This is a genomic window from Delftia sp. GW456-R20 (assembly GCF_001622915.1).
In the GTDB taxonomy this organism is placed as follows: Bacteria; Pseudomonadota; Gammaproteobacteria; order Burkholderiales; family Burkholderiaceae_C; genus Comamonas; species Comamonas acidovorans.
This window is the reverse complement of the sequence record NZ_LWCN01000003.1, coordinates 147,459-160,738: the sequence shown is the minus strand read 5'-3', so window position 1 is coordinate 160,738 and position 13,280 is coordinate 147,459. Positions and strand designations below refer to the sequence as shown.

The 13,280-nt window shown below is 61.5% G+C and carries 12 protein-coding genes and 1 pseudogene; 9 read left to right on the top strand and 4 right to left on the bottom strand.

Going from position 1 to position 13,280, the window contains the following annotated elements; genetic code table 11:
- Positions 1–466: 466 nt before the first annotated feature.
- From A4F85_RS31365 to A4F85_RS29190, 3 genes and pseudogenes are all read right to left on the bottom strand, one after another.
- On the bottom strand, positions 467–742 hold the full coding sequence (locus tag A4F85_RS31365; RefSeq protein WP_442856593.1) for a hypothetical protein: 276 nt from the start codon (positions 740–742) through the stop codon (positions 467–469).
- An 8-nt stretch (positions 743–750) separates the two neighbouring features.
- A complete protein-coding gene (locus A4F85_RS30200) occupies positions 751–1,038 on the bottom strand; it encodes a hypothetical protein (RefSeq protein WP_197485440.1) in 288 nt (95 codons plus the stop codon).
- A 200-nt stretch (positions 1,039–1,238) separates the two neighbouring features.
- Positions 1,239–1,960: pseudogene (locus A4F85_RS29190) on the bottom strand (transposase).
- Between the two features lie 614 nt (positions 1,961–2,574).
- On the opposite strand from A4F85_RS29190, the gene A4F85_RS02005 reads away from it, so the two are divergent.
- From A4F85_RS02005 to A4F85_RS01995, 3 genes are read left to right on the top strand one after another with little or no spacing between them, the layout of a single operon-like run.
- Positions 2,575–3,333 (top strand): hypothetical protein, encoded by a 759-nt coding sequence (locus A4F85_RS02005; RefSeq protein ID WP_442856587.1) that lies wholly within the window; start codon positions 2,575–2,577, stop codon positions 3,331–3,333.
- Positions 3,326–4,585 carry a PBSX family phage terminase large subunit gene (locus A4F85_RS02000; RefSeq protein WP_063325928.1) on the top strand — a complete coding sequence of 420 codons (1,260 nt, stop codon included), beginning with the start codon at positions 3,326–3,328 and terminating at the stop codon, positions 4,583–4,585. The genes A4F85_RS02005 and A4F85_RS02000 overlap by 8 nt, the downstream gene beginning before the upstream one ends.
- 10 nt (positions 4,586–4,595) lie before the next feature.
- Positions 4,596–6,887 (top strand): portal protein, encoded by a 2,292-nt coding sequence (locus tag A4F85_RS01995; RefSeq protein ID WP_063325486.1) that lies wholly within the window; start codon positions 4,596–4,598, stop codon positions 6,885–6,887.
- Between the two features lie 81 nt (positions 6,888–6,968).
- On the opposite strand, the gene A4F85_RS01990 is transcribed toward A4F85_RS01995, so the two are convergent.
- On the bottom strand, positions 6,969–7,250 hold the full coding sequence (locus A4F85_RS01990; protein ID WP_063325485.1) for a hypothetical protein: 282 nt from the start codon (positions 7,248–7,250) through the stop codon (positions 6,969–6,971).
- 277 nt (positions 7,251–7,527) lie between these two features.
- On the opposite strand from A4F85_RS01990, the gene A4F85_RS01985 reads away from it, so the two are divergent.
- From A4F85_RS01985 to A4F85_RS01960, 6 genes are all read left to right on the top strand, one after another.
- A complete protein-coding gene (locus tag A4F85_RS01985; protein ID WP_063325484.1) occupies positions 7,528–8,595 on the top strand; it encodes a hypothetical protein in 1,068 nt (355 codons plus the stop codon).
- Positions 8,596–8,607: 12 nt separating this feature from the next.
- The gene (locus A4F85_RS01980) at positions 8,608–9,900 is read left to right on the top strand and encodes a phage capsid family protein (protein WP_331710713.1); all 1,293 of its coding nucleotides are present in this window, start codon (positions 8,608–8,610) and stop codon (positions 9,898–9,900) included.
- A gap of 60 nt (positions 9,901–9,960) precedes the next feature.
- On the top strand, positions 9,961–10,440 hold the full coding sequence (locus A4F85_RS01975; RefSeq protein ID WP_063325482.1) for a hypothetical protein: 480 nt from the start codon (positions 9,961–9,963) through the stop codon (positions 10,438–10,440).
- Positions 10,441–10,508: 68 nt separating this feature from the next.
- The gene (locus A4F85_RS01970) at positions 10,509–10,958 is read left to right on the top strand and encodes a hypothetical protein (RefSeq protein WP_063325481.1); all 450 of its coding nucleotides are present in this window, start codon (positions 10,509–10,511) and stop codon (positions 10,956–10,958) included.
- Positions 10,955–11,626, top strand: a complete 672-nt coding sequence (locus A4F85_RS01965) for a phage adaptor protein (protein ID WP_063325480.1) — start codon at positions 10,955–10,957, stop codon at positions 11,624–11,626. Before A4F85_RS01970 ends, A4F85_RS01965 begins: the two co-directional genes overlap by 4 nt.
- A 53-nt stretch (positions 11,627–11,679) precedes the next feature.
- Positions 11,680–13,278: a hypothetical protein gene (locus A4F85_RS01960; protein ID WP_156516910.1), complete on the top strand. Its 1,599-nt coding sequence runs from the start codon at positions 11,680–11,682 to the stop codon at positions 13,276–13,278.
- Positions 13,279–13,280: the final 2 nt, after the last annotated feature.

Here is a 13,280-nt window from a genome sequence, read left to right as displayed (position 1 = left end):
TTGAAGTTAGTCAACTTGCTTATTATTTATATCATGCATGACGTGCGGAGTACCCTGATTCAGGGTTAAGATGTGGGTGGGGAGTGAGGTTTGGCTGTGCCCACCCTATACTGTAGGTAGTATGACAATTGACTCGCCATATGCGAATAGTTTGGTGAAAACTCATCTATCACGCAAGCCAAGTAGTATGCAAAGCCAGTAAGCGGGTTTTGATGCGAGACCCTGGTAAGGGTATACGGACAACTTATGCCGCCTTTTATCATTTCGAGTGGTGGAGCTGGGTAGTCGCGGCCATCAGGCCAATGATAAAGTTTATAAATAGTTTCATAACTCACCCAAAGATCGATACCTTGGTCGAAATGGTCATTCTCGTGATGCATCCAGTAAAAAGATAGATCTGGGATTAGAACAATGTCAACTTGACGACCGATAGGGCGGTTTCGAAAGCAATCGAGAAATGTGCTGGCTAGTTCCTTGACCAAATCAAGATTGCCCCCTGTTCCCATCCCAGAGCAAGGATGCCGAAGTATGGCCTGCAGGTCCCTATGTTTTTTTCTCCTGAATCGTTTCTGTAGTACGCCATGCCATTAGCGAAGTCGCATTTAATTGCATTTGCCGTCTCTGCCGCTTTCTCTAAATCGCGCTTGCGGAGGGTTAGCTTACATTCGAATGCTGCCAAGACACTTGAGTGATGGTACGATTTTAGATCATTGAGACGCTTTTCTCCACCTGGTTTTAGGATAACGAGATCTAGTTGGGGGAATCTGTTAAATCATCAAAATCAATTCTTGCTCGAGTTACAACTTTGAATTCATTGGGAATGAGTTTTCTGACTAACGAGGCAAAAATCTCTTCGGTACTTTCTCCAGCGCTGTCGGGATGGGAGCGCGAGGTAATCTTTAATTTTTCACGTTCTTCTAGCAACTGTCGCTGCGATCTTTCATCATAATGGACCTGTCTGAGATATGCTTCGGGAATCTCCATGAGGTCATGCTCGTTGTGGATTTTTGTCGGTTTGTTTGGGTTTGGGCTGTACATATTAATATTCTCGATTTTTTATTTTCTATGAATGACTGATTGGGAGTGTTGGCGGGAGGGTTTAGGATATTTCGGCATATTAACTGGAATTTGATTGGCCCACCACTAGCCAACATTGTCCTTGAATAATGGAACGATTGAATACTGAATCCGCTTCAGTGGTTAAAGCTGTCTAATCATAAGCTACCGCTTAAGACTGGCTAACACCACCGATCCACGAAGCGTGCACAGATGATCGCCGCTGCCAGTTTCAGCAGCGCTTCGTGGATATCCAGTCGTCTTTCAAAGCGGATTCGCAGCTTGCCAAAGCCTGCAAACCATCCATGGGTCCGCTCCACCACCCAGCGATGCTTGCCCAGTCGCTCGCTACTCTCAACGCCTCGCCTGGCAATGCGGCTGGCGATGCCCCGTTGTCTCAAATGCGCACGGCAACACTTGTAGTCATAGCCCTTGTCGGCGTGCAACTTCGATGGTCTTTTGCGGGGCGGCCCTCCCAAGCCTGCAATCGCAGGAATCGCGTCCACGTTGTGCCGCTTGGAGCCGAGCTTGCCTCAGTCCGTGGGGTTTGGGCCCGTTTCCTGGCCGCCTGGGGCTTCGAGGAGCCATCAAGGCTGGCCTGGCTCCAATCGATTTGGTCATGTTCACGCAAGCGAGTCAGCATGGCTTGGTGCTGCTGCTCCCAGACACCAGCGGCGTTCCAGTCGCGCAGGCGCCGCCAGCAAGTCATGCCGCTGCCGTAGCCCAGGGATTGGGGAAGGTCTTCCCATGCAATGCCTGTTTGCGGTCCGAACAAGATGCCGTTGAGGGCGGCCTCATCGCTGACTGCGAGCTTACACGCACCGCCTTTGGCAGAAGGCACGACGGCTGGGATCAGGGGTTGTAGCTGTCGCCACAGTTCTTTGCTAACCGGTCGTCTTGCTATGAGGGCAGCGAGCATAACTGCTCTGCGGGGGCCTGTGACGAAGTGGTGTTAGCCACTCTAAGAGGGCAATCAAGTCAATAGCGATTGGCTTTTGCGATCAGGCTGTTGGCATGTTTCTATGTGTTACATTGTTCGTGAGTTGCCGATTTTTTTAGTAACTTTTTTGGTTTGTCATAACTGCGGGAGATCGATTTGATTAAGACAGGGAAAACTTCTGACTTTGATGCTGAATACATTTCTATTGATCTTGCAAGCTCTAAGCACAAGAATCGAGTGTTGGATTTGTTCGCATCGGTTGATGCACTGGGTCAGAACTGGGAGTACGAGATCCGAGCCCAATGGACCTCGAGCAAGTTTCACCCCACCATGGTGATGACGGAGAACGACCTAATACAACTTGCGACTGCTTTGAACAAGTGGGTTGGCGATATTCAAGCTCGTCGTGCGGCCAAGCCATAGCCTCTCGAGTTGGTGAATATCTGGTGCGTGCAACTGAGCTGGTTCGTCGCGCAAAAATTTAGATAGCTCGGTCGGCTGCTTTTGGGGAATTGCTGAGTAGTTCATGACCCGTCTAGGGTTCGACGGCCCTTCGCCATGCCGGAACACTTCCGGCCATGGTCCAACGTCCTGCCGGCAAGTCCGAGCCTCAAAAGAAACCTGTTCCGAAGAAGCCTGCAGCCGCCAACTCGGCTGCAGGCGCAGCCTTGCCTGCCAGCCGCACGGCGGCCAGCGTCCCCGCCGACTGGGAGCGCATTGAACTGGACTACCGCGCCGGCATCAAGACCCTGCGCCAGATCGCCGATGAAAACGGCATCACCCATGGCGCCATCAACAAGCGCGCCAAGCGCGATGGATGGGAACGTGACCTTGGCGTGAAGATCCAGGCCAAGGCTGATGCCCTGGTATCCAGGGAGGCGGTATCCAGCCAGGTATCCATGGATACCAAGCTTCGCGAACGTGCCGTCATTGATGCCAATGCCCAGGCCGTCGCCGACATCCGCCTGGCCCATCGCCGCGACATTTATCGGGCACGGCGGGTCACCAACTCCCTGATGGACGAATTGGAGCTGATGGTCGGTGCCGAGAACGTCGCGCTGCTGGAGGCGCTGGGCGATCTGATGCGCCAGCCCGATGACAACGGCCAGGACAAGCTCAATGACCTGTACATGAAGGTCATCAGCCTGCCCGAGCGGGGCAAGTCCATGAAGACCTTGGCCGAGTCCCTGCGCATCCTGGTGGACATGGAGCGGCAGGCATTCGGCATGGATCCCAAGACGGGGCCTGGCCAAGGGCCCTGCGGCGATGGCGCTCCTCCTCGTGTCACTGTGGAGTTCGTGAAGCCGCCGGTTCGCCAGGAGGATGGCGATGAATGAGGCGCTCCTGCAGTTGCCCGAGAAGCTTCGGGACATCTGGCTGCCTCGCCGCTACAAGGTGATGCACGGCGGCCGGGGCGGCGCCAAGTCCTGGTCTGTGGCGTCGGTGTTGCTGGCTATGGCCGCTGATCGGCCGCTGCGTGTGCTGTGCGCGCGCGAGATCCAGAAGTCCATGCGGGACTCGGTGCATCGTCTGCTGAAGGACGCCATTGGCCGCATGGGCCTTGAGACCTTCTTCGAGGTGCTCGACACCGAGATCCGCGGCGCCAATGGCTCGCTGTTCCTGTTCACGGGGCTCCAGAGCCATACCGTGGCCTCGATCAAATCCTTTGAAGGGGTGGACCTGGTGTGGGTGGAGGAAGCCCACGGCGTCAGCAAGAAGTCCTGGGATGTGCTGATCCCGACCATCCGCAAGGAGGGCTCCGAGATATGGATGACCCTCAACCCGGACATGGACACGGACGAGACCTATGTCCGGTTCATCGACAGGCCCAGCCCGGACACCTGGGTCTGCCAGGTCAACTGGCGCGACAACCCCTGGTTTCCGGCGGTGCTCGATGAGGAGCGCCGCAAGTTCAAGGTCACGAATCCCGAAGACTACCCCAACATCTGGGAGGGGAAGCCACGGCGCGTGTCGGCGGGGTCTATCTACCGCCATGAGATCGAGGCCCTATACGAGCAAAAGCGGATCTGCGCCGTGCCGTACGACCCGACGTTGCCCGTTCACACGATCTGGGACCTGGGCTGGAATGACGCCATGACCATCGGCTTTGTGCAGCGCGGGCCACAGGACCTGCGTGTCATTGACTACATTGAGGACAGCCATCGGACCCTGGACTGGTACGTGGCCCAGATCGAGAAGCGCCCGTTCCGCTGGGGCACCGACTTCCTGCCGCATGACGGCCGCACCAAGAACTTCCAGACGGGCAAGAGCACCCAGCAGCAGCTTACGGCCATGGGCAGGCGCAGCGTTGTCGTGCTGAGCGCGATGAACGTGGAAGAGGGCATTAAGGGCGCGCGAATGATTTTCCCCCGCTGCTATTTCGACGAGACCAAGACCGCACGGCTGATCGAGTGCCTGAGGCGGTATCGGCGAGACATTCACCAGAAGACGGACGAGCCCATGGGCCCCATGCATGACGAGTTCAGCCACGGCGCGGACATGTTCCGCTACATCGGCCAGGCAGTGGACCTGATGACGAATGCCGCCATCGGCGAATACCAAGAGGCGCCAGCCCCGGTCTATTACTGAGGACGACACCATGAGCACCGCCCAGAACTACGCAGAAATTGACCCCGTGGACACGCCAGACGGCGATGTGCCTCTCACCCTTGCCGAGTACCGGTCCATTCACGAAGAGATCGATGCACAGCCCCGGGCCTGGCGCCGCACTGCCGACCGCGAGATGGACTATGCCGACGGTAACCAGCTGGAGACGGAGCTGATCCGGCACATGAAGTCCCAGGGCATCCCGGTCGTGCGCGAGAACCTGATCGCGGGCAGCCTGGAAGGCATCCGTGGCTACGAGAAGTCCTCGCGCACGGACTGGCGCGTGACCCCGAATGGTCAGCCTGGCGGCCAGGACGTCGCGGACGCGATCAACTTCAAGCTGAACGAGGCCGAGCGCAATGCAAAGGCGGACGATGCTTGCAGCGACGCCTTCTATCCGCAGATCGGCGTGGGCATCGGGTGGGCCGAGGTCAGCCGATCCGATGATCCCTTTGGCTATCCATACCAATGCCTGGCCATTCACCGCAATGAGATCCATTGGGACTGGTCTTCCATCAAGCCCGACCTCAGCGATGCGGGTTGGCTGCGGCGCCAGCGCTGGATGCACCCGTCGCGCATCGCGCGCGTCTTTCCAGAGCACAAGGAGCTGGTGCGCCAGTTCGGGCGCGCGGGCGTCAACTGGTGGAACGGCTATGACACCATGGATGCGGGTGCGAGCACTGGCCTGTCGCGGGCCTGGGATGTGGCGCGTGAATGGACCACCATGGAGGACCGTTGGTACAACCCGGTCAGCAAGGAGGTGTGCATGACCGAGCTTTGGTATCGCCGCTGGTCTGACGTGGTGGTGCTCAAGAGCCCGGACGGCCGCGTGGTGGAGTACGACGAGAACAACCCGGCCCATGTCTATGCCCTGGTGAACAAGGCCGCGAAGTCCATGCGCGCCACGGTGGCCAAGATCCGCCGCAGCTACTGGCTGGGCCCGCATGTCCTGTTCGACGGACCCACGCCCTATGCCCACCGCCACTTCCCGTACGTGCCGTTCTGGGGATTCAGGGAAGACAGCACCAACGTGCCCTATGGCTACATCCGCAACCTGCTGGACATGCAGGACACGTTGAACAACGGGAACTCGCGGCTTCGCTGGGGCATGGGCGCGTTCCGGACCGAGCGCACCAAGGGCGCCGTGGACATGACCGATGACCAATTCCGGCGCACCATTGGCCGCCCGGATGCCGACATCGTGCTGAACGCTCAGCACATGCAGCAGCAAGGCGCGCGGTTCAAGGTCGAGCGGGACTTTCAGGCCACGGCTCAGCAGTTGGAGCAGTTGGAGAACGCCCGGCGCGCGATCGAGCGGGTGAACCCCGCTGCGGCTGGTGCGTTCTCCGGGCGGCGCGGCACGGCCACCAGTGGGGTGCAGGAGCAGACCCAGGTGGAGCAGGCCAACCAGTCGCTGGCGTACATGATCGGCAACTTCAAGACCAGCCGCACCATGGTGGGCGAGCTGCTGATGAGCATGATCGTTCAGGACCTGGGCCAGGATGAGCAGACCATCATCATCGAGGGCGATGCCATCACGGCAGACCGGGCTGTGACCATCAACAAGCCCGAGGAAGATCCCGCAACGGGCATCCCCTATCTGTCCAACGACCTGCAGCGCACGCGCCTTCTGGTGGGCCTGGAGGATGTGCCCAGCAGCAGCACATTCCGCGCGCAGCAGCTGAGCACCATGAGCGAGGTGGTCAAGTCCATGCCGCCCCAGTTCCAGGCCGTCACCATGCCGATGATGGCCAGCCTGATGGATGTGCCGTTCAAGCGGCAGCTGGTGGATGCGCTGAAGGCTGCCGCCGCCCAGGAATCTCCCGAGCAGGTTGAGCAGCGCATTCAGCAGGAAGTGCAGGCTGCGATGGTCAAGGCAGGACATGACCTCAAGGCGCGCGAGCTGGAAATGAAGGAGCGCCTGACCGATGCTCAGATCAAGAAGGTAATGGCCGATGCCGTCCAGGTGGGCGTGCAGGCAGCGTTCTCGGCCATGCAGGGCGGGGCACAGGTCGCCATGAACCCGGCCATCGCGCCTATTGCCGATGCCATCATGACGGGCGCGGGCTACCAGAAACCCAATCCGGGCGGAGACGATCCAAATTTTCCAGTGCCTGGCGCGGCGCCTGCGGGTCCTGCCCCGCAGTCCGGTGGGCCGGGCGCGGCCGGCGACATCGCCCAGGTGCGCGAGAACACCAGCCCCGCATTTCCTCCCATCCCGCAGGAGCCGGCGCGCGGTATGGGTGGTATCGAGACATCAAGCACCGCTGACAATCTCGGGTGAAGTCCTTAGGGGCAGTCTGATGTTGAAATGCCTCTTCTGCTCACATCCGTTTGCCCATGAAGACGCATAGGTAGATCTTGATCAGACCGAGTTAGAGGGCAGTTTGTCCGCGCGAAGATTACGGCTGATCAGGCACTGTTTCACACGGTGATGGCACTCGTTTTCGGGTACATCCGTTGTCACGCGGAGGATCCCGCCAATGCATGTGATCTCCGCTTCGCCTTCTTCAAAATGGTGCTCCAAATCGAATGGTAATTGCTCGATTACTTGTGCAGCTTCATCTTCAGAAAGTTCATCTTGCATGAACTGCTCGTGGGAGGTGATCTTGTCGCTGTAGTAGGGGCGATAGCTATAAGTGGGCATTTGAAGACTTCCAAACATGTGCAAACACCACAGCGTAGTCGATTGCGGGACATAACCGAGCGCCGCGGATCCCTGCTGGCAGTTCTATTCCCACTCTGTCTAGGGTTGGCGTTTTGTTCCCTGCTTTTTGACACTGCTTCCAAGCCGTGGCGCATGTCGTTGCGGCGATGACTGCAGTGCTCCGGCGCTGCAGATTCAAGAGCAGATGGCGCGGCGCCCAGGTGCCGCACCGGATTGCTGGCCCTTTGCGGCCACGGCGATATGTGGCGGGACACGCATGACGACATCACACGAGAGTTTCTACAGCAGTATCGATGGCGCACTGACGCCGGAGCAGGCCGCCCAGGCATTGGCCCTGGCGGAATCGGGCGATACCGGCGACAAGCCGGAACCTGGTGGCGAGCCCGCGACCACCGCTGCACCGGATGACAAAGGCGCTGTCGACGCTGGCACCACAAGCGAACAGCAGACTGCACCTGCTGCGGGCGGCACCGAGGGGGCAAAAGCCGTTCCTGAAGCCGAACAGACCGCGGACAACACCGTGGTCCTGGCGCGGGACGGCAAACACACCATTCCCTTTGACGAGGTGCTGAAGATCCGCAAGCAGCGTGATGAGGCTCAGGCTACCGCAGACAACGCCCAGCAGCAGCTGGCCGCTCTGCAGGCCGAAGCCCAGGCGCGGGTAGACGCCGGACACGCGCCAACCAAGACCGACACCATGGCCGCCCAAGCGCAAGCGGCCATCGAGGCGGGCGCGGACGCGGACCTTTTCGGCGACTTCTCCGAAGCCGGCCTGCGCGATGGGCTGCTCAAGCTCCACCAGCAGTCTCGTGAACAGCTCCGCAATGAGCTGCGCGCGGAGCTGCAGCAGGAACTGAAGAAGGAATTGCAGCCGCTGCGTGAGCAGCAGTCCAAGTCCTCCTCCGATGCCCATTTGGACGCCATCTACACGGCGCACCCCAACGCGGACTCCATCGTCGAGAGCGCTGAGTTCAAGGCTTGGGTGGACTCGCAACCCAGCGTGGTCCGCAATGCCTATTGGGGCCTGTTCGACGCGAAGACCGGCGGTACCTCCGCCGAAATCGTGGAGGTGTTCGACGCCTACAAGGCGGCGACCGAGAAACCCTCGTCTCAACCCGCTGCGGACTCCAAAGCCGCAGCAAAGGCCGCCACCCAAGCCGTGCGGGCCGATCCTCCCTCAAGTCTCTCCAGCATTCCTGGTGGGCGCGTGGATGGTCTGTCGCCGGATGAGCGGATGGCTGAACTGAGTGGCGTGGATCTGCATTACGCGATGGAGGGCAAGACGCCCGAGCAGATCACCGCCTGGCTGAACAAACAGATGTAAAGGAGGTCCACCGTGTCCGACACCAAGACCAGCACTCCCTATGGTCACCCTGGGACCATGATTCAGCAGGCCGTGGGCGTGTTCCACACCTGCATGCAGCGCCGCACCACGCTCAACCGCCTGACCGGCAAGATGCCCACCGAGGCGGATGCCGTGGCCGGCACCAAGCGCCAGACCAAGCCCACGATGCCGATCGTGCGTGCCGAGGACCTGGGCAAGGGCAAGGGCGATGAGGTCGAGTTCCAACTCGACCAGCCCATTGGCAGCTACCCCATCATGGGCAGCGAGTTTGCCGAGGGCAAGGGCGTGGGCATGAGCTACGAGAACGCGCGGTTCCGTGTGAACCAGGCGCGCTTTCCCATCGACATGGGCGATCAGATGTCGCGCATCCGCACGCCCTACGACCTGCGCAAGTTCGGCCGCCCCAAGGCACAGCGCCTGATGGACGACTACATCGAGCATTCGACGCTGGTTCACCTGGCCGGCGCGCGCGGCTTCAACGATCACCTGATCGAATGGCGCGTGCCGCTGGCGTCGCACCCCAAGTTCTCCGAGATCATGGTGAACCGGGTGAAGGCGCCGACGCGCAATCGCCACCTGGTGGCTGGCGCGGGCGCGGTGGGCGAAGTCAAGGCCAACGCGGGCGAGCTGGTGATCGCCAGCGCCGACACGCTGAGCATGGACGTGGTGGATGCCGTGCGTTCGTGGATGGACCAGATCCCGCTGCCGCCCCCGCCTGTCGAGTTCGATGAGGACCTGGCCGCCACCGACAGCCCCATCCGCGTGCTCCTGGCATCGCCGGCTCAGTACAGCGGCTTTGCCACGGACCCGAACTTCCGCGCGTTCCAGGGCAACGCCATGGCACGCGCACGGCTGGCCAAGGATCATCCGCTGTTCCTGGGCGAAGCAGGTCTGTGGAACGGCATCCTGATCATCAAGATGCCCAAGGCAATCCGCTTCTACGCTGGCGACGAGCTGCGCTACTGCGCAAGCTACACCAGCGAGCAGGAGTCGTCGGTGCTGGTGCCCGCATCGTTCACCGACAAGTACGCCGTGGACCGCGCCATCCTGCTGGGTGGCCAGGCACTGGGTCAGGCCTTTGGCCGCTCCGACCACAGCGGCGTGCCCTTCTTCTGGAAGGAAGCGCCGGGCGACTTTGACGACAAGATGGAAATCGCCATCGGCGCCATCCTGGGCATGTCCAAGATCCGCTTCGCGGTCAGCCATGGCGACACCAAGCAGTTCACCGACCACGGTGTGACGGTGCTTGATACCGCCGTGCCCATCATCAAGCCACGCGGCTGATGCCCCGGGGCGGGCCACGGCCGGCCCCTCGTCACTTCCCCCAACTTCAAGGAGGCCACCATGGCAACCATCAAGAAGGCCGGCCTGGGCATGCTGCAGTTCGGCGGCTTCACTCCCTACGGCAACCTCACCACCTTGCGCGCCACGCTGCAGACCAATGCTGCAGGCGCGGCCATCGGCGCGGATTCCAACACTGCCATCGCTGCTGGCGATGTGGTCGTGCTGGAGAAGCTGCCCGCCGGCATGCTGCTCGAAGATGCCCAGGTCATCGTGTCTACGGCCATGACTGCGGCCGTCACGGGCTCGCTGGGCTTCACGTATATCGACGGCGTGGATCACGCCACCGTGCCCCAGGACCCCGAGTACTTCGGCGCTGGCCTGGTGCTGAACGCTGCCGCGCGCCTGCGCACCACCAGTTCCAAGGCGCCCGTGAAGCTCCCCAAGGAAGCCTATCTGGTGCTCACGACCGCCGGCGCGGCCAACGCTAAGGTCTCGCGCCTGGATGTGATCGTCCACGGCGAGCGTCTGGGCAACCAGTAAGCATCCGTGATCTGAAAGGGCAGGGCTGCGGCCCTGCTGCTTTCCATCGAGCACCCAAGGACATCACCATGACCGTTGCACAGACCCAGGCCGTCACCTACACGGGAACGGATACGCCATTCATCGACCGCATTTACCGTTCGCGCCTGACTTTCGACCCTGGCCAGACGCGTGTGGTCCCCATTGCGCTGGCGGCCCGGTTCCTGCGCCATTCGGATATTTTTCAGGAGGCGGCGCCTGAAGGGGAGGGCGTTGGACTGGCTGCAGCGCCGGTGCCGACTCAGCAGCCCGACGACACCGCTGCGCTGTTGGAGGCCGCGAAGAAGTCCGAGGACGAGCGGCGCGTGCAGGAAGAGGCCCGCTTCAACGTGCTGCAGCAGATTGAGAATATGGACAAGCAGGCGCTGCGCGACTGGACCAAGCAGACCTACAAGCTGGATCTCCCGGGCAACCTCGGGTTGGACAAGATGCGCGAGCGGGTTCGCGGCATGGTCGACCAGTACGGCAGCGCGCCATGACTCTTCAGGACCTGATCGCCCTGTTTCGATCCGACGCCAAGGATGTGGAGGAGCCGTATCTTTGGGGCGAGACCCAGGTCGTGGGCTGGTTCAATGAAGCCCAGTCGGAGGCGGCAGTGCGCGGCCGACTGCTGCTTGATGATTCCACGCCGGGTGTCTGCGAGATCGCCGTCGCGGCCGACATTGCCAGCTACCAGTTGCACCCCAAGGTCTACGAAATCGCCCATCTGCGGTTTGTCGGCGCATCGACCAGTGAAGGTCGAGAGCTGGCAGTGGTATCGCGCGAGTATTTGGATCGCAAGGATCCGTACTGGCGCGACCGCTGCAGCGATGAGCCTCGCTTCGCCATCCAGACCGAGACGCGGCTTCGCCTGGTGCCCACGCCGCGCGAGGCCGGGATTCTTCGGCTTGAGGCCTATCGGCTGCCCCTCAAACAGCTGACCCATTGCCACGACAAACCCGAGATTCATGGGGCCCACCACGCCTATCTTGTGCATTGGGCCCTGTACCGCGCGTTCGGGCAGCCTGATGCGGATGGCTTCGATCCGAGCAAGTCGCAGCAGTCGTACTCGGTCTTTGAAAGCTACTTCGGCATGCGGCCGGACTCGGACCTGCGCCGGGCCACGCGGCACGACCAGCCACACACCAACGTCATCCATCTGCCCTAGCAGGTGCTGAAAGGTTCGCAATGCGCGGATTCACTCCCAAGAAAGCCTCCGCAATGGAGCAACCGTCCGAATACACAGGGCCCCGTGGCTTTGCGCCCGGTCAGCGGGCTGCATTGGCCCAGGCCCAGAACCAGGCGCCCGACTCCATCCCCGGCATGTTCAAGCCGGGTGAGTTCGTCTTGCCGCCCGATACCGTGCACGCCATGGGCGGCGCTGGCGCGCTGCAGGCCGCCGTCGATGCCACCCACACACCAGCGCCCGAGCAAGCATTCGTGCCGCGCGGCTTCAAGCCCAAGGTGTTCTTCGCCAATGGTGGTGCGCCAGAGGACCAGATCCCTCTGGGCGGCTACCCCAAGGCGCCGACTCCAGACGGCTCGCAGTCCAATCCCATGAACACCGAGCTGGGCCGCAATGTGTCGAATCTGGCAAATGCTGCACCGGCTGGACTGGGCGGCGCTCTGTCCGTTGTGGGACGCACGGGCGGGGCGATCAGTGGCGCCATCAACTCCGGGACCAACGCCGCGCGTGGACTTGCGGTCGGCGCCGGGATCGGGGGAGGTGCCGCCGCAGCTTCAGCCCCTGCTGCCGCCTCTACGATGGCGAGCCCCGCGCCCTCCACAGCTCCAGCAAGCTCAGTTGCAACGCCGCAGGCCACGCCACCCACTGGCAGCACCATGGGCCCGCCCAGCTCGGCCGCGCCGCAGGAAATCCAGCCCGGGATCTTCCGGCAGGGCAACAGCTTCGCCGACAGCGCACAGGGCGCGGCGCTGGGCAACGAGCCGCGCGGGTTGCCATCGCGGCGCAACGACGCGGCCGGCGAGAACCTGGCCAGCCAGTACGCGGCACGCGGCTTCACGCCAGGCCAGCGTACCGAGGTCGAGCAGCCGCGCCTGGGCTTCCCGGGCTTTCGCACGCCAACCATCGCCCACTCGGGCAACGACTGGCAAGCCCGCAACGATCTGCGCAATGCCGAAGTTTCGGCCAGCTCCATCACCAACACGCGGCGCTTCGGCGGCCGTGGCGCCGAGAACAGCCCAGACATGCAACGGTACCGCGCCATGCTGGGGACCGATGCAGCACTGCGCCAGGCCCAGCCAGGTATGGAGGCAGAGACCATGCGCCAGAACGCTGGCCTCATGCGCGAAGACATGCAGCAAGCCGGTGGCCTTCAACGCGAGGCCATGCAGCAGGCCGGGGAAACCGGGCGCACGGGCATGCGCGTGGGCGTCGAGCAGCAGCGCCTGCAGGGCGAGGCCGAAGCGCGTGGCTTCAAGACCCGGGCCCAGCGTCAGGAAGAGCAGCTGCGCAATACGCTGCTCGATCCCAATGCCACTCCCCAGCAGAAGCAACAGGCTCAGCAGTCCATGCGCGCTATTCGGGGCGATGCAGATCCGTCGCCGTGGAAGGTCACGGTCACGCCGGCCATCAAGAATGCAGACGGGTCAACAACCCAGGGCAGCATCATCCGGCACAACGCCGTCACGGGCGAGGTGCAGCAGGTGGATGCGGCCGGAGCGAAGAGTCCAGCGGGGGCGAATTACACGCCTACCAGCGACTCGGTAGCCCTGCTTAAAAGCAATCCATCCATGGCCAAGCAGTTTGATGAGTATTACGGTGCGGGGGCTGCTCAGAAAGTACTGGCAGCGCGTTAGAT

Excerpts from the sequence above, each read along its gene's own strand:
- A4F85_RS01970 (WP_063325481.1), top strand. The coding sequence starts at position 10,509 with ATGACCGTTGCACAGACCCAGGCCGTCACCTACACGGGAACGGATACG.
- A4F85_RS01975 (WP_063325482.1), top strand. The coding sequence starts at position 9,961 with ATGGCAACCATCAAGAAGGCCGGCCTGGGCATGCTGCAGTTCGGCGGC.
- A4F85_RS01990 (WP_063325485.1), bottom strand. The coding sequence starts at position 7,250 with ATGCCCACTTATAGCTATCGCCCCTACTACAGCGACAAGATCACCTCC.
- A4F85_RS02005 (WP_442856587.1), top strand. The coding sequence starts at position 2,575 with ATGGTCCAACGTCCTGCCGGCAAGTCCGAGCCTCAAAAGAAACCTGTT.
- A4F85_RS01960 (WP_156516910.1), top strand. The coding sequence starts at position 11,680 with ATGGAGCAACCGTCCGAATACACAGGGCCCCGTGGCTTTGCGCCCGGT.
- A4F85_RS02000 (WP_063325928.1), top strand. The coding sequence starts at position 3,326 with ATGAATGAGGCGCTCCTGCAGTTGCCCGAGAAGCTTCGGGACATCTGG.
- A4F85_RS01985 (WP_063325484.1), top strand. The coding sequence starts at position 7,528 with ATGACGACATCACACGAGAGTTTCTACAGCAGTATCGATGGCGCACTG.
- A4F85_RS01965 (WP_063325480.1), top strand. The coding sequence starts at position 10,955 with ATGACTCTTCAGGACCTGATCGCCCTGTTTCGATCCGACGCCAAGGAT.
- A4F85_RS30200 (WP_197485440.1), bottom strand. The coding sequence starts at position 1,038 with ATGTACAGCCCAAACCCAAACAAACCGACAAAAATCCACAACGAGCAT.
- A4F85_RS01995 (WP_063325486.1), top strand. The coding sequence starts at position 4,596 with ATGAGCACCGCCCAGAACTACGCAGAAATTGACCCCGTGGACACGCCA.